The following is an 18,455-nucleotide window of genomic DNA, read 5'->3' as shown; positions in this document are numbered from 1 at the left end:
CAGAATCTTTCAACGCAAAAATTAAAGCTTTTAGGGCACAGTTCAGAGGTGTGAGAAACGTAGATTTTTTCCTTTATAGGTTAACCACAGTATTTGCGTAAACACAACAATTGTTCTTGATCCCTTAATTAGTGAAATGGAATTCTCCATTGAACTTTTATTAAGATAACTTTTACTAGTACCTATTATTTCATTATTTCCGTACTTTATAAAAACAAAATAATAGCTTCCACATCCAGCCTGTCGTCTTTTAAAGTTTTTTTCTGCTCTTGAATGCGCTTTAAAATAGCTCATTTTTTCCGAACATAATTGCAATGAAGAAAATGGTTCACTAAAAAATAGTATGTCTTTTTTAGTTTTTAAAAAAAACCTAAAATTACTATCCTTATCCTGAAAAATTTTTAGAAGTGCCATTAACCTGTTTGATTAATTATAGGACACTTAATTTACGATAAGTCACATAATAATTTAACTCTCAGGAGCCAATTCCACCTCCAAACCTTCCATGTCTGGCGTCATTTGTATTTGGCACCCTAAACGGCTACTATCTTTTACATCGAAAGCTTCTGATAACATAGCTTCTTCGTCGTCGCTCATTTCTGGCAATTCAGTTTCGCTTAACACATAACATTGGCAAGAGGCGCACATAGCCATACCGCCACAAACACCAATAGTGCCCTCTGGAGCTAGCTCGTAAGAACGCACTACTTCCATTAAATTCATTGCCATATCGGTAGGTGCCACAATCTCGTGTGCTACACCATCTCTATCTGTTATTTTTATGTTTATGTCTTGACTCATTATATGATTTATTGTTACATCAATGCTATTGCATTTTGCGTGCCAAAAATATTATATTTTATGGTATTAATCTAAAAAAGTAAGAAAGAAGTTTATGGTTGAAGAAAAAAATCAAGCATCAATATTTATAACCTGTTCTATTTGTGGCGCGTGTTTTTTTATCGTCATTTCTACACCAGACTTTAAAGTCATTTGATTAACGCTGCAACCAACGCAAGCACCTTGCAATTGCACTTTAACCAATTTATCATCTTCTATAGATAATAATGAAATATCGCCACCGTCGCTTTGTAAAAACGGACGAATTTCATCTAGGGCCTTTTCAACATTTAGTCTTAATTCTTCTGAAGTCATATCTTATTTCTTTACTGCTGCGCACCCAGCCATAGTGGTAATTTTTATTGCTTCCGTTGGTGGTAAAGTATCGTTACGACTTACCACTTCCTGTACGACGTTTTGCGTTATTTTTTCGAAAGCTTTTTCTAAAGATGTTGCTGTTTGTAACGCAGCAGGCCGACCTATATCTCCAGCCTCTCTTATACTTTGTACTAACGGAATTTCCCCTAGAAATGGTACTTTTAAATCTTCAGCAAGGTTTTTTGCGCCTTCTTTTCCGAAGATATAATACTTGTTATCAGGTAACTCGTCTGGTGTAAAGTACGCCATATTTTCAATAATTCCTAAAACGGGAACATTGATACTTTCTTGCTGAAACATCGCTACTCCTTTTTTAGCATCGGCTAAGGCTACAATTTGTGGTGTACTTACTATCACCGCCCCAGTAATGGGTAACGACTGCATAATGCTTAAATGAATATCGCCTGTTCCCGGTGGTAAATCTAAAAGCAAGAAATCAAGTTCGCCCCAATGTGCATCAAAAATCATTTGATTTAAAGCTTTTGCTGCCATAGGCCCTCTCCAAACTACGGCTTGATCGGGTTGTGTAAAGAATCCTATAGACAATACTTTTACACCGTAATTTTCTATGGGTTTCATTTTAGATTTCCCATCTATTTTTACTGCTAATGGTTTTTCATTTGCAACATCAAACATAATTGGAATGGATGGCCCATAAATATCAGCATCTAAAACGCCTACCTTAAAACCCATTTTTGACAAAGTAACCGCAAGATTTGCAGTAACAGTAGATTTACCTACACCACCTTTACCCGATGCTACAGCAATTATATTTCGAAGACCAGGAACTGGCTTTCCTTTTATCACATTCGCTTTTGGTGTCTCAGGAGCTTCAACCTTAACATTAATAGTGATTTTTGCTTTCGCATACACCTTTTCGTGAATGGTTTTAAGAATATCTACTTCAGTTCGTTTTTTTGCCTGCAAACTCGGGTTTTTAATCGTGATATCTACAATAACCTCATCGGCAAATGTGACCACATTTTTCACAGCACCGCTTTCTACCATGTTTTGTCCTTCGCCAGGAACGGTAATGGTTTCGAGTGCTTTGTATATGTCTTGTTTATTTAACTTCATTTCTTTTATTAAGAATCATTCTAAAGGCAAAGATAGAGAATAAAGCTTGAAGACGGAAGTCGGAAGCTAGAAGTTTTTGCTATGTTGATATTGGGTTTGGTTATGGGTTGGGATTTATGATTATTTGTAAATTTTACTGAAATTAGGAAATAATAGGATAAACTAAATGAGATGCTGAAATAACCCCGAAATTTCGGTACGGCATAGCAATTATAATTCCTTTGAAGGATCCCAAAAGATTGCATCAAAATTCTGAATTTGATGATCTATGACCACAACCCCTTCACTCTCTAAAAGTTGTTGCATCAAATTTGTACCATCAAAATGATGTTTCCCTGTTAGCAATCCTTTTCTATTCACTACCCGATGTGCTGGAACATCTTTTCCGCCAGAACCATTCATGGCGTAACCTACCATTCTTGCGCTTCTTGCTGCTCCCAAATATGTTGCAATTGCACCGTAACTGGTAACTCGTCCATATGGAATCAATTTTGCAACTTCATAAACTTTATCAAAGAAATTTAAGGTTTCAGGTTTCATCTTAGAAATCTTTAATAATGTTAATTAAAGTTACTATTGAAATAATGCCCGTAATGCCTCCAATAATATAATTCATGTTTTTTTGAGAGGTTAACGACTTACTTTTAATTTTATCAAAAAAGAAAATATAAACATATAACATTACAAAAGTCCCCATAGCTGCACCTGCTACATAAGAAATAATACTGGTCTGCTCAAAATTCAACCAACCTACCGATGCCAAGGTAATGGTCATATAAGCTTGATACGGAATAGGAAACATGTTAATTGCCGACATGAAAATACCTTGAAAAAATCGGCTATGCTTACTTTTTATCTTGGGTTCAATTTGTTGTTTGGGTTTTGATTTTGCGATGAATAAAAAATAGACAGTAATTAAGATAAAGATGATTAAAGCAACAATTCTAAGTATATCAATAACTTCAGGATGCTTACTTAAATAACGTGCAAAAATTGCGGCTACGTAGGTTTGTATGAGAACAACAAAGCTAACACCAATAGAAAACATAATACCTCGAACGTGTCCTTCTTTTAAGCTAATTTTTGCAGCCGTCATATTCAACAACCCAGGAGGAATAACGCCTACTAGCGCAAAAAATAATCCCAAGAAAAAGATAAAGGTAATGTCCACTTATTTTATTTTAAACCGAATATACGTAATTGGTTTGTTCTGCTCTAAATATTGAGATTCATAATAGGTTTGGATACTTGTTACTTCTTCCGGACTCCCCTCTTGTTTATAGACATTATGATTTGCATACAGCACCTCATGGCCCGCGCCATGTAAAAGTCCTAATGTATAACCATGCATAAACTCGCTATCGGTTTTTAGGTTCACCACGCCGTCTGGTTTTAAAATTTGCTTGTAACGTTCTAAAAACGCAGCATTTGTCAATCGGTGTTTGGTACGTTTGTATTTTATTTGGGGGTCTGGGAAAGTAATCCAGATTTCATCTACTTCATGTTCTGCAAACGCATGATCTATTAACTCTATTTGAGTTCGTAGAAAAGCTACGTTAGGAATAGTATCTTCTATCGCAGTCTTTGCGCCTCTCCAAAATCGTGCGCCTTTAATATCCACACCAATAAAGTTTTTGTTGGGGTATTTTTTTGCCAATTCAATAGAGTATTCACCTTTACCACAACCCAGCTCTAAAACTATTGGATTATTATTTTTAAAAAACTGATTGTTCCATTGTCCTTTTAATTCGAAATTAGAATGAACTAATTCGTCTCTCGATGGTTGAAACACGTTTGTAAATGTATCGTTTTCTCTAAATCGTTTAAGCTTATTTTTACTTCCCAAAATCTCTTGACTATTTCTTATAATATTTTTGAATTGGTAAAATTAAGCAAATACACAAGAACCTTAATAGCTTATCTTTGAATTTAGCAAAAATGTGCGTGAGGGATTGAGGCATTTGTTGAAGCTCCTCGCAGAGAGCGACTGCCGAAAGCCCGACGCCGACCTTGGGAGGTGGCACGCCATAATTATTAATAATGAAACAAAGAATTTTAGTCGCACCTTTAAATTGGGGATTGGGTCATGCCGCCCGATGTATCCCAATTATAAAAGCTTTGTTTGCACATGGTTTTGAACCTATTATTGCGAGCGACGGTGCCGCATTATTGCTTTTAAAAAAAGAGTTTCCTGAATTTTCTACGATGGAATTGCCTGCCTATAATATGACCTATGCCAAAAACGGGAAGTTTTTTAAGCTGAAATTGATAAAAGATGCTCCTAAATTACTGAAGGCGATTAAAGCTGAAAAAAAAGCCGTTGCGGCTATTATTGAAACGCAGAATATTTCTGGGATAATTTCGGATAATAGATTGGGTGTTTATAATAAAAATGTACCGAGTGTTTTTATAACGCATCAATTGAAAGTATTGAGTGGCAGTACGACTTGGTTAAGTACTAAATTACATGAAAAATTTATAAAACAATTTGATGCATGTTGGGTGCCAGATACTAAAGGTGAACTTAACTTGTCCGGAAAATTGGGACATGATCATAGTTTGGATACTCCAGTAACATATATCGGTGCTTTGAGCAGGTTTGAAAAAAAAGATAGTACTCTAACAATTGATTTATTGGTTTTACTTTCTGGACCAGAACCTCAACGGAGCTTACTGGAAACTAAACTTTTAAAGGAGTTAGAAAATTACTCTGGACGTATCGTTTTTGTGAGAGGGCTCATGGAAAATCAACAAACAGTTAAACATAAAGGCACATTGAGTATCTATAATTTTATGACTTCAGAATTGTTGGAAAAAACCATAAACGAAAGCAGATTGGTTTTATCTAGATCTGGCTACACGACTATTATGGATTTGGCAAAATTAGAAAAGAAAGCGTTTTTTATTCCCACGCCCGGGCAATCTGAACAGGAATATTTGGCGAAGCAATTTACCAAAAAAGGTTTTGCCCCTAGTTGTAATCAAGATGATTTTTCCATAAAAATGCTGGATGACATTTCAGGATTTAAAGGTTTAACCAATTTTAATAGTGAAATAGATTATGCCAATTTATTCCGCCTTTTCCAAAGTGAATGAGAACTCACTACCTACGCCGTATTCACTTTCCACATAAATACGTTCGTCGTGTGCTTCAATAATATGCTTCACGATAGAAAGCCCTAAACCAGAGCCTCCTTGGTTACGTGAACCACTTTTATCTACACGATAGAAACGTTCAAATAATCGTGCCAGATGGTTTTTTTCGATGCCTTCCCCGTTATCGGTTATACGTATAATGGCTTTATTTTTTATGAGATTTTCTATGCTTACTTCCGTTGTCCCCTTTAAACGTCCATATTTTAAAGAGTTAATAATTAAGTTCACTAACACTTGTTGAATGCGTTCTTTATCGGCATTAACCATCACAGGTTTTTTATAGTCTCTATCAAAAGTTATAGTGATTTTTTTATCGTTGGCCCGCATTTCTACCATACCAAAAACCTCTCTAATAAGTGCAACAATATCAAAGACCTCGGGTTTTAGTCTTAAATCTCCCGCTTCTAGTTTTGTTATTAAATCTAAATCGCTGACGATATAACTTAGCCTTTCTACCGCGCTATTGGCACGTTCCAAATATTTTTTTCTGATATTTTTATCATTCATCGCGCCGTCAAGCAATGTTAAAATATAACCTTGAATTGTAAATAGCGGTGTTTTTAATTCGTGAGATACGTTTCCTAAAAATTCCTTTCGGTATTGCTCTCTAATTTTTAAGGTTTCAATCTCTAATTTTTTATCGCGAGCAAATTTGTCAATTTCCTGAGTTAAGGTTGCCATGTCTGTAGTTATAGCCCCTCTTGTTAAACTTGCCGATTCTAAAAGTGTTAAATCATCATAGATTGTTTTTACGCGTCTGTATATGTGGCGTTGTACCCTGAATTGAATAATTAAAAAAGAAAAAATGAAGCAAACAATTGCAAACACCAAAACGGGCAACCATAGAAATGAAAAATAGTAATACAAAAAAACACTCATTAAGAGTGTAAACAATATAGTGATGTAAAGCGATGTCGTGATCGCAAACTTATAAGATCTCTTAAATTTTATCTGCTGCATTAATCTACAAACTTGTAGCCGACACCTTTTACTGTCTTAAAGCTTTTATCTCCAATTTTTTCGCGTAGCTTACGAATATGTACGTCGATTGTTCGGCCTCCCACAACAACCTCGTTACCCCAAACTTTATCTAAAATTTCGTCGCGCTTAAAAACTTTACCTGGTTTCGACGCCAATAAAGATAATAATTCAAACTCTTTTCTCGGTAAAATTATCTCCTTTCCTTTTAGGCTAATTTTGTATTCGTCTCTATTTATTACAAGATCCCCAATTTTCATGCTATCCTTAGCATCATCTTTAAAACGCCTTAAAAGCGCTTTGACCTTGCTCACCAAAACCTTTGGTTTAATTGGCTTTGTAATATAATCATCTGCCCCTGCATCAAACCCAGCAACCTGCGAATAATCTTCACCTCTTGCCGTTAAAAAGGCAATCACTATATCTTTTAATTTTGAATTTTTTCTGATAATCTCACAGGCCTCAATTCCATCCATTTCTGGCATCATAACATCCAAAATAATTAATTGAGGCAATTCCTTCTTCGCTTTTTTTACAGCTTCAACACCATTTTCCGCAGTAATTACCTGATAGCCTTCGTTAGATAAATTATAACCAACTATCTCTAGAATATCTGGCTCGTCATCGACTAGAAGTATTTTTATGTCTTTTTTATTCATTACCGAATCGTAAGATTTAGTGTTCGCAAGTAAATATAAAACTAATAGCGTTAATCTTTAAAGATAAAAACATAAATAACAATATGGTAACATTGCACTTAGCGAATATTAACTTTTCGACGTAAAACCCAATTCTTTAACACTATTTTGGTATGGCTTTTGATAATAAATCATTACATTTAACTAGCTTAAGTTTTCTATGAAGAAATACTATTTTTTTTACTTGGTTCTGGCTTTTTTATTCTTGACAGCTCAAAATGGGTTTTCACAGGATGCAACTTTTGGCACTCCTAATAAATATAGTATTGAAGGACTTTCAGTTTTTCCAAACCCAGTAAGCAATAGTAAATCTGTTGTTTTTATCACCACAAAAAGTAAGGCTTTAAAACGGGTTGAAATTTATGATGTTTTAGGAAAAAAAATTACTGCTGCTGTGTCCACAAAAAAGGAATTAGATATTTCATCTTTAACTTCTGGCGTATATATTTTGAAGATTACCGAAAACTCGATTAGCGAAACTAGAAAACTGGTCATACGCTAATTTTCATATAAAGAACTCATTTAAGCTTTTTCTATTTGCTAAAAAATTGTCCTTTTAAAGTTAAACCTTGTCTTTTTAGTACTCCGTAGCGATGCTATGCCGTTTAAAAAAGCCTTCATTTAACTTCAAAATTCCTAATTTTCGCTTAAACACAAAAAGTTTAAATGAGTTCAAAATTGAATTTTAAAAGCATTGCGCGGAGCGATGCTTTTTTATTTGCATATTTTTGTCTTGATGTTATAAACTTCAAGTTATCAAGTAATAGTTGCATTAAAGAATGATTGACCAAAACATTATTTTTAATATTGAAAACGCTACTGAATTTCAAAACGTAGCATTAGAAGTGTTTAAATTTCAGTTTAAAAACAATAGGGTTTATCGTTCGTTTTGTGATTTAATAAACAAGCATCCGAGTGATGTGAAAACCATTCGGGATATTCCTTTTTTACCAATTCAGTTTTTTAAGTCTCATAAAGTCGTTAGTGGAAATTCAGACCCTGAAACCATATTTACAAGTTCCGGAACTACTGGGGATATTACCAGTAAACATTATATAAACGATTTAAATTTGTACGAACAAAGTTTCCAGAAAGGGTTTCATAATTTCTACGGAAATATTGAAGACTACGTGGTTTTGGCATTACTTCCCTCTTATTTGGAGCGAGAAGGTTCTTCTTTGGTTTATATGGTAAATGCATTGATTACCCAATCCAATGCTTCTGAAAGTGGCTTTTATTTAAATAACCTTTCGGAATTAAAACATAAATTAATCAGGCTTGATGCCGAAGGAAAAAAAATGCTTTTAATAGGGGTTTCTTTTGCTTTGCTGGATTTAGTGGAAAATGCATCTTTCAATCTAAAAAACACCATCGTCATGGAAACTGGCGGCATGAAAGGACGCCGGAAAGAACTCATTCGAGAAGAACTTCATGATAAATTATCGAAAGGTTTTGGTATTGAAAATATACATAGTGAATACGGCATGACGGAACTTTTAAGTCAGGCGTATTCTAAAGGCAATGGTATTTTTCATTGTCCGCCATGGATGAAAATCTTAACTCGAAATACCGAAGACCCTTTAAGTATTCAAAAACACGAAAAAGCTGGAGGCATCAATGTAATTGATTTGGCAAATATGAACTCCTGCTCTTTTATTGCAACTCAGGATTTAGGACGTGTTTACAATGACGATTCCTTTGAAATTATTGGACGTTTTGATAATTCCGATATTCGAGGTTGTAATCTTATGGTATTATAAAAGTAATATTGCTATCTTTTTTTCGACTTAACATTAAACTTTAATTATGAAACCATTCATCTTATTAGTTCTGCTTTATGCCACATCACTTTTTTCTCAAACTATAGATTATAACACCAAAAAGGGTTTTGCTGCTAATGGCTATGATGTAGTTTCCTATTTCAATAACAAAGCTCTTAAAGGCAATAACAAATTCACAACCACTTTTGACGGTGTGAACTATAAATTTTCTTCGGAAGAAAACCGCAACCTATTTATAAAAAACCCTGATAAGTATATTCCACAATATGGTGGTTATTGCGCCTATGCTATTGCTTTAAAAAACGATAAAGTTTCTATAAACCCCGAATCGTTTTTAATTAGAGATGGAAAGTTGTATTTGTTTTACAATGCTTGGGGCACTAATACTTTGGAATTATGGAACAATGAAGACCCTAAAGAATTACAGCAAAGAGCGGATAAGAATTGGGAAACTATAAAATTTAAAAAACAGAAATAATTAGTGTAAGGATTTCAACTTATATACGACTAAATTTAAGCTAAGAATAAGAAAATTTATTTTTAAGTAAATTGGTTAGTTTGTCAAAGCCCCGCTTAAAGGCGGGGTTTTGTTTATTTTACAATTAAAACAAAGTAACTTTTTTTACCACGTTGCAAAAGCACAAACTTATCGTTAATCAAATCTGATGGGGTAATTTGATAATCTTCTTTTACCTTTTCTTTATTTACAGATATTGAGTTTTCTTTAAGTGCTCGTCTTGCTTCTCCGTTAGATTTTAAAAACCCACCTTTTTCAGCCAATGCAGCAATCATATCCAGTCCGTTATCAATCTCTGATTTGTCGATTTCAGTTTGTGGGACACCTTCAAAAACATCTAAAAATGTTTGTTCGTTGAGTTGTTTTAAATCGTCGCCAGTAGATTTTCCAAAGAGAATAGCACTTGCTTTTATAGCATTATCTAAATCTGCTTCACTATGCACCATTTTAGTAATTTCTTCAGCTAAACGCTTTTGTAAGACTCTTAAATGTGGTGCTTCTTTATGTTCTGAAATTAATCCACTAATGTCTTCTTCATTTAAAAACGTGAAGATTTTGACATACTTTTCCGCATCTTCATCACTTGAATTTAACCAGTATTGATAGAATTTGTACGGAGATGTTCTGTTCGCATCTAACCATACATTGCCCCCTTCTGATTTTCCAAATTTAGACCCGTCGGACTTTGTAATCAACGGACAGGTAATAGCATAACCTTTCCCCCCAAAAATACGTCGAATTAATTCTGTTCCCGTAGTGATATTTCCCCATTGGTCGCTTCCACCCATTTGGATAGAGCAATTGTTTGCTTTATATAAATGCAAGAAATCATACCCTTGAACCAGTTGATATGTAAACTCCGTAAAACTCATACCTTCGGTTGACTCCTCCGAATCTGAAGAAATTCTATTCTTTACAGAATCTTTCGCCATCATGTAATTTACAGTAATATGTTTCCCTACATCACGAATAAATTCCAAGAACGAAAAATCTTTCATCCAGTCGTAATTATTCACCAAAAGGGCAGCATTTTCAGCATCACTTTCAAAATCTAAAAAATGTGCTAATTGGTTTTTTATGGCTTCTTGGTTATGACGTAAAGTTTTCTCGTCCAGCAAATTACGCTCGCTAGATTTCCCCGACGGATCTCCAATCATACCCGTTGCACCTCCAACTAAAGCTACAGGTTTGTGTCCGCAACGTTGGTAATGTGCTAATAACATAATTGGCACTAAGTTTCCGATGTGTAAAGAATCTGCGGTAGGATCGAACCCGACGTAGGCACTACGCATGCTTTCCATTAAATGTTCTTCAGCCCCTGGCATAACTGTGTGTATCATGCCTCTCCAAGTTAATTCTTCTACAAAATTCCTTATCATCATATCAAATTTTAGAAAACTAGCGCAAATATAAAAATACGCTTAGAAATAGGGAGTGGTTTTGGATAATTCTTTGGTTTAAATTATGTAGAGATGCGCGGAGAATTTTTTCTCGCAAAGGCGCTAAGACGCAAAGAGTTTTGGCTTAAAAAGGAATATAGCAAAGAAACTTCAACAGTTAACGGTAAACTGCGACTGCGACTAAATAAATAAAAACCCATACAACTACTTCAAATATTTAGTATTTTCGTTTTATGGTTTTAGTAACAGGAGGCACAGGTTTGGTTGGTGCGCATTTACTTTATAAATTGGTCTCTAATAATGAGCCTGTTAGAGCTATTTACCGTACTGAAAAAAAACTTCAGAATGTAAAAAATGTATTTTCTGGTTATACTGAAAACTACAAAAGCTTATTTGATAAAATTGACTGGGTTAACGCCGATATCCTAGATATTCCTTCGCTTGATGAAGCCTTAAAAAATGTAGATTATGTGTATCATTGTGCTGCTTTTGTGTCTTTTGAACCTGATAAATACCAGCAATTGCGACGCACGAATATTGAGGGCACTGCAAATATTGTAAATCTGTGTATTACAAATAAGGTAAAAAAATTGTGCTACGTGAGTTCTATAGCCACTATTGGAAAACCACTAAAAGACATACCAATTACTGAAGAAATTGCATGGAACCCTGAGGAGGATAACAACGTTTATGCGATAACAAAATATGGTGCAGAACTAGAGGTTTGGCGTGGCACTCAAGAAGGTTTAGACGCCGTGATTGTTAACCCAGGCGTAATTTTGGGTGCTGGTATTTGGCGTTATGGCTCTGGAAGTTTGTTTAAAAAAGTGCATAAAGGGTTAAAATATTACACTTCGGGCAGTATTGGATTGGTGTCTGTGAAAGATGTTGTTGAAATTATGACGCTGCTTTTGAAAAGTGACATTAAAAATAAACGCTATATTTTGGTTGCAGAAAACTGGTCTTATAAAGCATTTTTTCAAACTATCGCCAAAGCTTTAAATGTGAAGCAACCCCAAAAAACAGCAAAACCATGGCTGTTACATATGGCATGGCGATTAGATTGGTTAAAACGTTTAATTACAGGAAAACGTCGTGTTTTAACCAAACAAGTTGTTAATTCCCTAATCACCACAAAAGAGTATAGTAGCAAAAAGATTGAAAAAGAACTCGACTATTCATTCGAACCAATTTCGAATTGTATTACTCGGGTTGCAGATCTTTATTTGAAACAGGAGGTATAAGTCCCTCCTCAGCTTCGACTGCTTCTTCCAATTCAAGTTCTATTTCAGGCTCAATTTCAATTAATTCCAAATCTTTCTCTAAACGTTTTAGAGAATCTTTTTCCTTTTTTGCTTTTCGCTCTTCTTCAAGAATTTCTTTATAATGATTTTTTAAGATGGTCAAGCTATCTTTTACACGCCCATATATATCTTTGTAATCATCCAAATAATAAGCATAATATGCGTTACTTTCCGCAAAACTCGTACTATCAATATTGTATTTTTGATATATATATTGTTCTGGTATCACATTAGCGCTGTCCAGCACTTTTTTATCTCGCCCGGTCACTGATGCCATCAACCTTAAATCAATAAGAATATTGACCATTTCATCTTTGCTAATAAGATGTTCTGGCTTATCTGGTTTATTGTATTTGTAGCAAGAAGCAACCCCTATTAAAACACAAAAAAGTAATATTATTTTTTTTAGCATCATCTGTTAAATGTTAATCTTCTAGCAGCTTTGACCTTTGGAAACTTAAAATTGTGATATACTAAACTGCCATTTAAAATGGTATGCGTAATTCTAGATTTAAATGTAGAGCCCTCGAAAGGAGACCATCCACATTTGTATAATATATTGTCTTTTTTAACCGTCCATGGGCTGTTTAAATCCACAATAACCAAATCGGCAAAATAACCTTCTTTAATATAGCCTCTGCGTTCTACTTGAAATAAAATAGCAGGATTATGACACATTTTTTCAACTATTTTTTCAATTGAAATTTTGCCTTTATGGTGCATTTCCAACATCGCCGGTAATGCATGTTGCACCAACGGTCCTCCTGACGGCGCTTTAGTATAAACGTTTTTCTTCTCTTCTAAAGTATGTGGCGCGTGGTCGGTTGCAATAACGTCTATTCTATCATCCAACAACGCTTTCCACAACTGAGCTCTGTCTTTTTCTGTTTTAACGGCAGGATTCCATTTTATTGCTGTTCCTTTTTCCTTATAGTCCTTATCAGAAAACCAAAGATGGTGCACACAGACTTCAGCAGTTATTTTTTTATCCTTTAGGGGTATTTTATTGGAAAATAATTTGGTTTCTTTTCCTGTTGACACATGAAATACATGGAGTCTTGCACCTGTTTCTTTTGCCAATGCTATCGCTTTTGAAGATGATAAATAACAGGCTTCTTCACTTCTAATGATGGGGTGTTTTTCAATGGGGATAGCTTCTCCATACTCCTCTAAATGCTTTTGAAAATTCTTTTTTATGGTGGCTTCGTCTTCACAATGCACAGAAATCACCATATTGGTACTTTTGAAAATTTTCTCCAACACCTTTGGATCGTCCACCAACATATTTCCTGTAGAAGACCCTAAAAAGAGCTTCAAACCAGCTACAGTCGTTGCATCAACCTTTAGTATTTCTTCTAAATTATCATTGGTACCACCAAACATAAATGAATAATTAGCCGATGATGTTTTTGCCGCTATTTCAAACTTTTCTTCTAATTTTTCTATGGTCGTGGTTTGCGGATTCGTATTTGGCATTTCAATAAAAGACGTAATGCCTCCTGCAATTGCTGCCTTAGACTCGGTTTCAATATTTGCCTTGTGCGTTAATCCAGGTTCCCTAAAATGCACTTGATCGTCAATGGCCCCTGGCATTACATACTTTCCTTCAGCATCTATCACATGAACATCGGCAGATTTTGCACTAATAGAAGTATCTATTTGCTTGATAAATTCACCTTCAATTAATATATCGCCACTAAAAATCGTACCCTCGTTTACAATTTTAGCATTTTTTATAAGTGTTTTTTTCAATTTCATTACTTTTCTCTTTTAAACAAACTCTTCATCTTCATTGAGATCACTCCAAATACCGCTTCAGAAATAATTCCTGAACTCAGTTTTGATTTCCCTCTTGTTCTATCTGTAAAAATCACAGGAATTTCCACGATTCTAAATTTCTTTATATAGGCTTTAAACTTCATTTCAATTTGAAACGCATATCCAATAAACTTAATCTTTGTTAAATCTAGCGTCTCTAACACATGACGTTTGTAGCACACAAATCCTGCCGTGGTATCCTGAATGTTCATACCGGTAATTAAACGCACATATTTTGACGCCAAATAGGACATCAAGACCCTGCTCATAGGCCAATTTACAACATTCACGCCTGTAATGTAGCGCGAGCCAATAGACACATCTGCACCATCAATAGCACAAGCATTGTATAGTTTTTGCAAATCTTTTGGATTATGGGAGAAATCGGCGTCCATTTCAAAAATATAACTGTACGATCTTACCAAACTCCATTTAAAACCAAGAATATAAGCTGTACCCAATCCTTTTTTCTCTTCTCTTCGCTTCAAAAATAATCGTCCAAGATACTCTGTTTGAAGTTCTTCTACCTTTTCTGAAGTGCCATCGGGAGAACTATCATCTACAACAAGAATATGTATAGCTCTAGATTCTGAAAAGACCGCTCTTATAATAGCTTCGATATTTTCAATCTCGTTATAGGTTGGAATAATAACTACGGCGTCCTTCATCTCATATCATATAGAAACAATAAAACTTATGCTGCTTTATTGTAAAATACTTGGGCAAATGTACATTTTTAAGCCATTCTTTTTTTTAAATATTTCGTAATATTTTGCCATCTCTACAAATTTTATGATAATTTTAACCCATGCTAAGGGAAGTTCCGTCATATACATTATTTACAGTTTTAATGGTTATCTGCCTTTTTGCGATAGCCATTGCAAAAAGCATTGCCCCGAAGCGTTTTGACGAATTCGTTTTGGTTATTGGAAACTCAAAATACCTGAAGATTTATGGTAAGGATCAAAAGTTTTTAGACTATTACGATGGGTTATTATTTCTCAATTTAATTATCTCATCTGCCATTTTTTTTATTTTATGCTTACAAAGTTTTACTAATGAAAAAGAATTTAATAGTACCCTTGTCTTTAAACTTGTTTTGGGTATTGGCATTTTTATTCTAGCCAAAGTATTATTGGAGCGTTTAATTGCTAGTCTTTTTGAGATTGACACCATCATAGACAATTATCTTTTTCAAAAAATAAGCTATAAAAATTATCTTGGTTTATTACTCTTACCCATCAACGCCATTTTAGTATTTGGCATCACTCCAACTGAAAACATAATTTTTGGCGTTATTATTTTACTTATCATAGTGAATATTAGCGGTTTATTTACCACATTTAAAGTGTATCAAAATGAAATAAAAAATAACTTGTTTTATTTTATTTTGTATCTTTGCGCTCTCGAAATCGCACCCTATATTATTATATATTCGATTTTTAGCGCCTAATTTAACTATTTTGAACCTATGAAAGTGAAGACCATTTTAGTATCTCAACCAGAACCTAAAATTGAGAATTCTCCATATTTTGATTTACAGGAGAAAAGAAAAGTAAAAATAGATTTTAGACCTTTTATTCACGTAGAAGGCGTTTCCGCTAAGGAAATAAGACATCAAAAAATTGATTTAAACAATTATACTGCCATTATTCTAACCAGTAGAAATGCTGTAGATCACTTTTTCAGAATAGCTGAAGAAATGCGTTTTAAGGTGCCCGATGCCATGAAATATTTTTGTCAGTCTGAGGCTGTTGCTTATTATTTACAGAAATACGTGGTGTATAGAAAACGTAAAATCTACGTAGGAAAACGTACGTTTTCGGAGTTATCACCTTTGATCAAGAAATATAAAGACGAAAAGTTTTTATTGCCGAATACCGATAAAGTAAAACCAGCAGTTCCACAAATCTTGAATGATTTAGGTGTCAACTGGAAACAAGCTACTTTTTACAAAACTGTTGTTAGCGATTTATCAGATTTAGCTAATGTATCTTATGATGTATTGGTGTTCTTTAGTCCTTCTGGAATAGAATCATTATTTCAAAATTTTCCGGATTTTCAACAGAATGAAACACGTATAGCGGTTTTTGGAAATACGACTATTAAAGCGGTTGAAGAAAAAGGATTACGTGTTGATATTGCAGCACCAACGCCTGAGACACCTTCGATGAGCATGGCTTTAGAAAAATATATTGATAAGGTTAATAAGGGGAAATAAAAACTCATTTATACTATATATAAAAAAGCGTTTCCATTAAACTTGGAAACGCTTTTTTATTGATGGTTATCCAAAGAATATTATTACATGTAAATAGATTTAATTACTTTTAATAAACATAAAATCTAACTAGAATACATGTTTGATAAATTAAGTAATTTTCAAAATCATCAAGATTTCTTATTAAACATCCATAAGAATAAAGAAGAAAAACTTTCTGAGCTTTTTCGACTTATTAACCATGAAAATGTTGACATATCTGATTACGACAATTTTAAGAAGATTACTCATTTAGTGATGAAAAAAATCAAAAAATCAGATAAAGCTTTCCTTTTATGGCTTCACTGCACTGGGGAACACATAAGTTTTAAATTTAATTGCAAATGGGCTTTAGTAAAATATAACTTACCCACTTCAAAAGTATGGTATTCCCCAATTTTAATCAACGAAACACAAGATGTTTGGATGATAGGCCAAGATTGCGAAAAAATGTACTATAAATACAAACGTTTATATGATATTGAATTTTCTACTTTCTATAAAATGTCAATCGAAAGACTCTTACATAAAACCAAACTTAGTGATATTAACAGAGAAGGATTAATAGATTTTATAGAGTTGAAATAGAAATAAAGGTTTTTTTGATTAAAACGCATACCGCTGCGGCCCACCACGTCTGATTTCCTCTGTACAATGCATTTCAAACTTTTTAAAATTTTCCCTAAACGCATTTGTTAGTTTAAAGGCTGTGGTGTAATACGCTTTGTCGTCGTTCCAGGTAGCTCTTGGACTTAATACGCTAGTTGGCACACCAGGACAGGTTCTTGGTTGCGCTACCCCAAACACGGAGTGAATATGGTAATCGTCATAATTATACAAACCTAAATTACCATTTAATACCGCATTAATCATGGCTCGTGTATATTTTAATTCCATACGTTTTCCTATGCCGTAAGGCCCACCTGTCCATCCCGTATTTACCAACCACACATTAACTCCAGCTTCAATCATCTTTTTGCTCAACATTTCAGCATATTTAGCAGGATGTAATGGCATAAATGGTGCTCCAAAACATGCTGAGAACGAAGGCACAGGCTCTTTAACCCCAGCTTCCGTTCCGGCAACTTTTGCGGTATATCCAGAAATAAAATGATACGCAGCCTGACTTGGAGTTAATTTAGAAATTGGCGGGATAACACCAAAAGCATCCGCAGTTAAAAAGAAAATATTTTTCGGGTTTTTACCAACAGAAGGCACTTGAATATTTTCAATATGATGAATGGGGTAGCTTACCCTTGTGTTTTGGGTAATTGAAGTATTTCCAAAATCCACTTCCCCTTTATCATCTAAAATTACGTTTTCGAGTATTGCCCCTTTTTTAATCGCATCATAAATCTCCGGCTCTTTATCTCTTGATAGGTTAATAACCTTTGCATAACAACCGCCTTCAAAATTAAAAATAGAGTTTTCGCTAGTCCATCCATGCTCGTCATCACCTATTAAACTTCTATTAGGATCTGTAGAAAGTGTTGTTTTTCCTGTTCCCGATAACCCGAAGAAAACAGCGGTATCTCCAGCCTTACCTACGTTTGCACTACAATGCATCGGTAACGTGTTTTTAGTTACTGGAAGAATAAAATTCAATGCTGAAAAAATGCCTTTTTTAATTTCGCCAGTATAACCTGTTCCGCCAATTAATGCAATTTTTTTTGTAAAGTTTAAAATCGCAAAATTATGTTGCCTTGTACCGTCTTCATCTGGAATTGCCATAAAACCTGGCGCATTAACAACAGTCCATTCTGCATTAAAATTTTCCAATTCTTCGGATGTCGGGCGTAAAAACATATTATACGCAAACATATTGCTCCAAGGATATTCGTTAATCACACGGATATTTAATTTGTAATTCTCGTCTGCACATGCATAACAATCGCGGACAAACACTTCCTTCCCTGATAAATAATCGGTTACTTTATCATAAAGTTTATCAAAATTTTCAGATGTAAAGGGAATATTAATAGCGCCCCACCAAACTTTGTCTTCGGTAATCGCATCTTTAACTATAAATCTATCTTTTGGAGAGCGGCCTGTAAATTCGCCTGTGTTAACAGCTAATGCGCCAGAGGAAGCTTCGACACCTTGCCCTTTTTTAATCGTAATACTATGCAATTCTTCTGAAGATAATTGGTAATGTGCTTTAGCGTTTTTAATACCGTAATTTTCTAACGAAATTGTACCCATAACTTAAATATAGTTTGCTGTTATTTTTCAGAATAAAATAATTATT

General features: G+C 34.3%; 22 protein-coding genes. 8 read left to right on the top strand and 14 right to left on the bottom strand.

Translation table 11 applies throughout. The features are described from left to right. Positions 1–42: 42 nt before the first annotated feature. The 7 genes from ABXQ82_RS07815 to trmB form a co-directional block, all read right to left on the bottom strand. Positions 43–294, bottom strand: coding sequence for a YegP family protein (locus tag ABXQ82_RS07815; protein ID WP_367057412.1), 252 nt, complete (start codon positions 292–294; stop codon positions 43–45). 174 nt (positions 295–468) lie between these two features. Next, entirely contained in the window at positions 469–801 is a 333-nt protein-coding gene (locus ABXQ82_RS07810) for a ferredoxin (RefSeq protein ID WP_367057403.1), read from the bottom strand. Between the two features lie 111 nt (positions 802–912). Then, positions 913–1,155: a NifU family protein gene (locus tag ABXQ82_RS07805; protein WP_367057400.1), complete on the bottom strand. Its 243-nt coding sequence runs from the start codon at positions 1,153–1,155 to the stop codon at positions 913–915. Between the two features lie 3 nt (positions 1,156–1,158). Continuing rightward, a complete protein-coding gene (locus ABXQ82_RS07800) occupies positions 1,159–2,295 on the bottom strand; it encodes an Mrp/NBP35 family ATP-binding protein (RefSeq protein ID WP_367057397.1) in 1,137 nt (378 codons plus the stop codon). 210 nt (positions 2,296–2,505) lie between these two features. Next, positions 2,506–2,835 (bottom strand): MGMT family protein, encoded by a 330-nt coding sequence (locus ABXQ82_RS07795; protein WP_367057394.1) that lies wholly within the window; start codon positions 2,833–2,835, stop codon positions 2,506–2,508. A gap of 1 nt (position 2,836) precedes the next feature. Continuing rightward, positions 2,837–3,466 carry a LysE family transporter gene (locus ABXQ82_RS07790; protein ID WP_367057391.1) on the bottom strand — a complete coding sequence of 210 codons (630 nt, stop codon included), beginning with the start codon at positions 3,464–3,466 and terminating at the stop codon, positions 2,837–2,839. Further along, a complete protein-coding gene (trmB, locus tag ABXQ82_RS07785; RefSeq protein ID WP_367057388.1) occupies positions 3,467–4,141 on the bottom strand; it encodes a tRNA (guanosine(46)-N7)-methyltransferase TrmB in 675 nt (224 codons plus the stop codon). 194 nt (positions 4,142–4,335) lie between these two features. Here trmB and ABXQ82_RS07780 point away from each other — a divergent pair, with 194 nt between their 5' ends. Beyond that, positions 4,336–5,391, top strand: coding sequence for a glycosyltransferase (locus ABXQ82_RS07780; protein WP_367057385.1), 1,056 nt, complete (start codon positions 4,336–4,338; stop codon positions 5,389–5,391). Here the strand turns inward: ABXQ82_RS07780 and ABXQ82_RS07775 are convergent. Together ABXQ82_RS07775 and ABXQ82_RS07770 are read right to left on the bottom strand one after the other, a co-directional pair. Next, on the bottom strand, positions 5,365–6,411 hold the full coding sequence (locus tag ABXQ82_RS07775) for an ATP-binding protein (RefSeq protein ID WP_367057382.1): 1,047 nt from the start codon (positions 6,409–6,411) through the stop codon (positions 5,365–5,367). The two genes, ABXQ82_RS07780 and ABXQ82_RS07775, sit on opposite strands and share 27 nt — an antisense overlap. Continuing rightward, entirely contained in the window at positions 6,411–7,088 is a 678-nt protein-coding gene (locus ABXQ82_RS07770; protein ID WP_367057379.1) for a response regulator transcription factor, read from the bottom strand. Before ABXQ82_RS07770 ends, ABXQ82_RS07775 begins: the two co-directional genes overlap by 1 nt. Before the next feature lie 199 nt (positions 7,089–7,287). Between ABXQ82_RS07770 and ABXQ82_RS07765 the strand changes: the two genes are divergently transcribed. From ABXQ82_RS07765 to ABXQ82_RS07755, 3 genes are all read left to right on the top strand, one after another. Beyond that, the gene (locus ABXQ82_RS07765; protein ID WP_367057376.1) at positions 7,288–7,629 is read left to right on the top strand and encodes a T9SS type A sorting domain-containing protein; all 342 of its coding nucleotides are present in this window, start codon (positions 7,288–7,290) and stop codon (positions 7,627–7,629) included. Between the two features lie 277 nt (positions 7,630–7,906). Beyond that, positions 7,907–8,887: an acyl transferase gene (locus ABXQ82_RS07760; protein ID WP_367057373.1), complete on the top strand. Its 981-nt coding sequence runs from the start codon at positions 7,907–7,909 to the stop codon at positions 8,885–8,887. Between the two features lie 46 nt (positions 8,888–8,933). Further along, entirely contained in the window at positions 8,934–9,386 is a 453-nt protein-coding gene (locus ABXQ82_RS07755; RefSeq protein WP_367057370.1) for a YHS domain-containing (seleno)protein, read from the top strand. A gap of 113 nt (positions 9,387–9,499) precedes the next feature. On the opposite strand, the gene tyrS is transcribed toward ABXQ82_RS07755, so the two are convergent. Further along, positions 9,500–10,804 carry a tyrosine--tRNA ligase gene (gene tyrS, locus ABXQ82_RS07750; RefSeq protein WP_367057409.1) on the bottom strand — a complete coding sequence of 435 codons (1,305 nt, stop codon included), beginning with the start codon at positions 10,802–10,804 and terminating at the stop codon, positions 9,500–9,502. A 254-nt stretch (positions 10,805–11,058) separates the two neighbouring features. Between tyrS and ABXQ82_RS07745 the strand changes: the two genes are divergently transcribed. Beyond that, positions 11,059–12,069 (top strand): NAD-dependent epimerase/dehydratase family protein, encoded by a 1,011-nt coding sequence (locus tag ABXQ82_RS07745; protein WP_367057367.1) that lies wholly within the window; start codon positions 11,059–11,061, stop codon positions 12,067–12,069. On the opposite strand, the gene ABXQ82_RS07740 is transcribed toward ABXQ82_RS07745, so the two are convergent. Genes ABXQ82_RS07740 through ABXQ82_RS07730 form a run of 3 tightly spaced genes read right to left on the bottom strand, consistent with a single transcriptional unit; the run spans position 12,029 to position 14,615 of the window. After that, on the bottom strand, positions 12,029–12,544 hold the full coding sequence (locus ABXQ82_RS07740) for a DUF4296 domain-containing protein (RefSeq protein WP_367057364.1): 516 nt from the start codon (positions 12,542–12,544) through the stop codon (positions 12,029–12,031). The two genes, ABXQ82_RS07745 and ABXQ82_RS07740, sit on opposite strands and share 41 nt — an antisense overlap. Continuing rightward, positions 12,541–13,887, bottom strand: coding sequence for a dihydroorotase (locus tag ABXQ82_RS07735; RefSeq protein WP_367057361.1), 1,347 nt, complete (start codon positions 13,885–13,887; stop codon positions 12,541–12,543). The genes ABXQ82_RS07740 and ABXQ82_RS07735 overlap by 4 nt, the downstream gene beginning before the upstream one ends. Next, positions 13,887–14,615, bottom strand: a complete 729-nt coding sequence (locus tag ABXQ82_RS07730; RefSeq protein ID WP_367057358.1) for a polyprenol monophosphomannose synthase — start codon at positions 14,613–14,615, stop codon at positions 13,887–13,889. Before ABXQ82_RS07730 ends, ABXQ82_RS07735 begins: the two co-directional genes overlap by 1 nt. 140 nt (positions 14,616–14,755) lie before the next feature. Between ABXQ82_RS07730 and ABXQ82_RS07725 the strand changes: the two genes are divergently transcribed. From ABXQ82_RS07725 to ABXQ82_RS07715, 3 genes are all read left to right on the top strand, one after another. Continuing rightward, on the top strand, positions 14,756–15,400 hold the full coding sequence (locus ABXQ82_RS07725; RefSeq protein WP_367057355.1) for a DUF4271 domain-containing protein: 645 nt from the start codon (positions 14,756–14,758) through the stop codon (positions 15,398–15,400). 18 nt (positions 15,401–15,418) lie between these two features. Beyond that, a complete protein-coding gene (locus ABXQ82_RS07720) occupies positions 15,419–16,168 on the top strand; it encodes a uroporphyrinogen-III synthase (protein ID WP_367057352.1) in 750 nt (249 codons plus the stop codon). A gap of 138 nt (positions 16,169–16,306) precedes the next feature. Next, positions 16,307–16,795, top strand: coding sequence for a hypothetical protein (locus ABXQ82_RS07715; protein WP_367057349.1), 489 nt, complete (start codon positions 16,307–16,309; stop codon positions 16,793–16,795). An 18-nt stretch (positions 16,796–16,813) separates the two neighbouring features. On the opposite strand, the gene pckA is transcribed toward ABXQ82_RS07715, so the two are convergent. Then, positions 16,814–18,409: a phosphoenolpyruvate carboxykinase (ATP) gene (gene pckA, locus ABXQ82_RS07710; protein WP_367057346.1), complete on the bottom strand. Its 1,596-nt coding sequence runs from the start codon at positions 18,407–18,409 to the stop codon at positions 16,814–16,816. Positions 18,410–18,455: the final 46 nt, after the last annotated feature.

This window comes from Algibacter sp. 2305UL17-15 (assembly GCF_040720935.1).
GTDB lineage: Bacteria > Bacteroidota > Bacteroidia > Flavobacteriales > Flavobacteriaceae > Jejuia.
Note: the sequence above shows the minus strand (reverse complement) of the source record. Positions and strands in the feature narration are given on the sequence as shown.

Excerpts from the sequence above, each read along its gene's own strand:
- ABXQ82_RS07815 (WP_367057412.1), bottom strand. The coding sequence starts at position 294 with ATGAGCTATTTTAAAGCGCATTCAAGAGCAGAAAAAAACTTTAAAAGA.
- ABXQ82_RS07810 (WP_367057403.1), bottom strand. The coding sequence starts at position 801 with ATGAGTCAAGACATAAACATAAAAATAACAGATAGAGATGGTGTAGCA.
- ABXQ82_RS07805 (WP_367057400.1), bottom strand. The coding sequence starts at position 1,155 with ATGACTTCAGAAGAATTAAGACTAAATGTTGAAAAGGCCCTAGATGAA.
- ABXQ82_RS07800 (WP_367057397.1), bottom strand. The coding sequence starts at position 2,295 with ATGAAGTTAAATAAACAAGACATATACAAAGCACTCGAAACCATTACC.
- ABXQ82_RS07795 (WP_367057394.1), bottom strand. The coding sequence starts at position 2,835 with ATGAAACCTGAAACCTTAAATTTCTTTGATAAAGTTTATGAAGTTGCA.
- ABXQ82_RS07780 (WP_367057385.1), top strand. The coding sequence starts at position 4,336 with ATGAAACAAAGAATTTTAGTCGCACCTTTAAATTGGGGATTGGGTCAT.
- ABXQ82_RS07775 (WP_367057382.1), bottom strand. The coding sequence starts at position 6,411 with ATGCAGCAGATAAAATTTAAGAGATCTTATAAGTTTGCGATCACGACA.
- ABXQ82_RS07770 (WP_367057379.1), bottom strand. The coding sequence starts at position 7,088 with ATGAATAAAAAAGACATAAAAATACTTCTAGTCGATGACGAGCCAGAT.
- ABXQ82_RS07765 (WP_367057376.1), top strand. The coding sequence starts at position 7,288 with ATGAAGAAATACTATTTTTTTTACTTGGTTCTGGCTTTTTTATTCTTG.
- ABXQ82_RS07760 (WP_367057373.1), top strand. The coding sequence starts at position 7,907 with ATGATTGACCAAAACATTATTTTTAATATTGAAAACGCTACTGAATTT.
- ABXQ82_RS07755 (WP_367057370.1), top strand. The coding sequence starts at position 8,934 with ATGAAACCATTCATCTTATTAGTTCTGCTTTATGCCACATCACTTTTT.
- tyrS (WP_367057409.1), bottom strand. The coding sequence starts at position 10,804 with ATGATAAGGAATTTTGTAGAAGAATTAACTTGGAGAGGCATGATACAC.
- ABXQ82_RS07745 (WP_367057367.1), top strand. The coding sequence starts at position 11,059 with ATGGTTTTAGTAACAGGAGGCACAGGTTTGGTTGGTGCGCATTTACTT.
- ABXQ82_RS07740 (WP_367057364.1), bottom strand. The coding sequence starts at position 12,544 with ATGATGCTAAAAAAAATAATATTACTTTTTTGTGTTTTAATAGGGGTT.
- ABXQ82_RS07735 (WP_367057361.1), bottom strand. The coding sequence starts at position 13,887 with ATGAAATTGAAAAAAACACTTATAAAAAATGCTAAAATTGTAAACGAG.
- ABXQ82_RS07730 (WP_367057358.1), bottom strand. The coding sequence starts at position 14,615 with ATGAAGGACGCCGTAGTTATTATTCCAACCTATAACGAGATTGAAAAT.
- ABXQ82_RS07725 (WP_367057355.1), top strand. The coding sequence starts at position 14,756 with ATGCTAAGGGAAGTTCCGTCATATACATTATTTACAGTTTTAATGGTT.
- ABXQ82_RS07720 (WP_367057352.1), top strand. The coding sequence starts at position 15,419 with ATGAAAGTGAAGACCATTTTAGTATCTCAACCAGAACCTAAAATTGAG.
- ABXQ82_RS07715 (WP_367057349.1), top strand. The coding sequence starts at position 16,307 with ATGTTTGATAAATTAAGTAATTTTCAAAATCATCAAGATTTCTTATTA.
- pckA (WP_367057346.1), bottom strand. The coding sequence starts at position 18,409 with ATGGGTACAATTTCGTTAGAAAATTACGGTATTAAAAACGCTAAAGCA.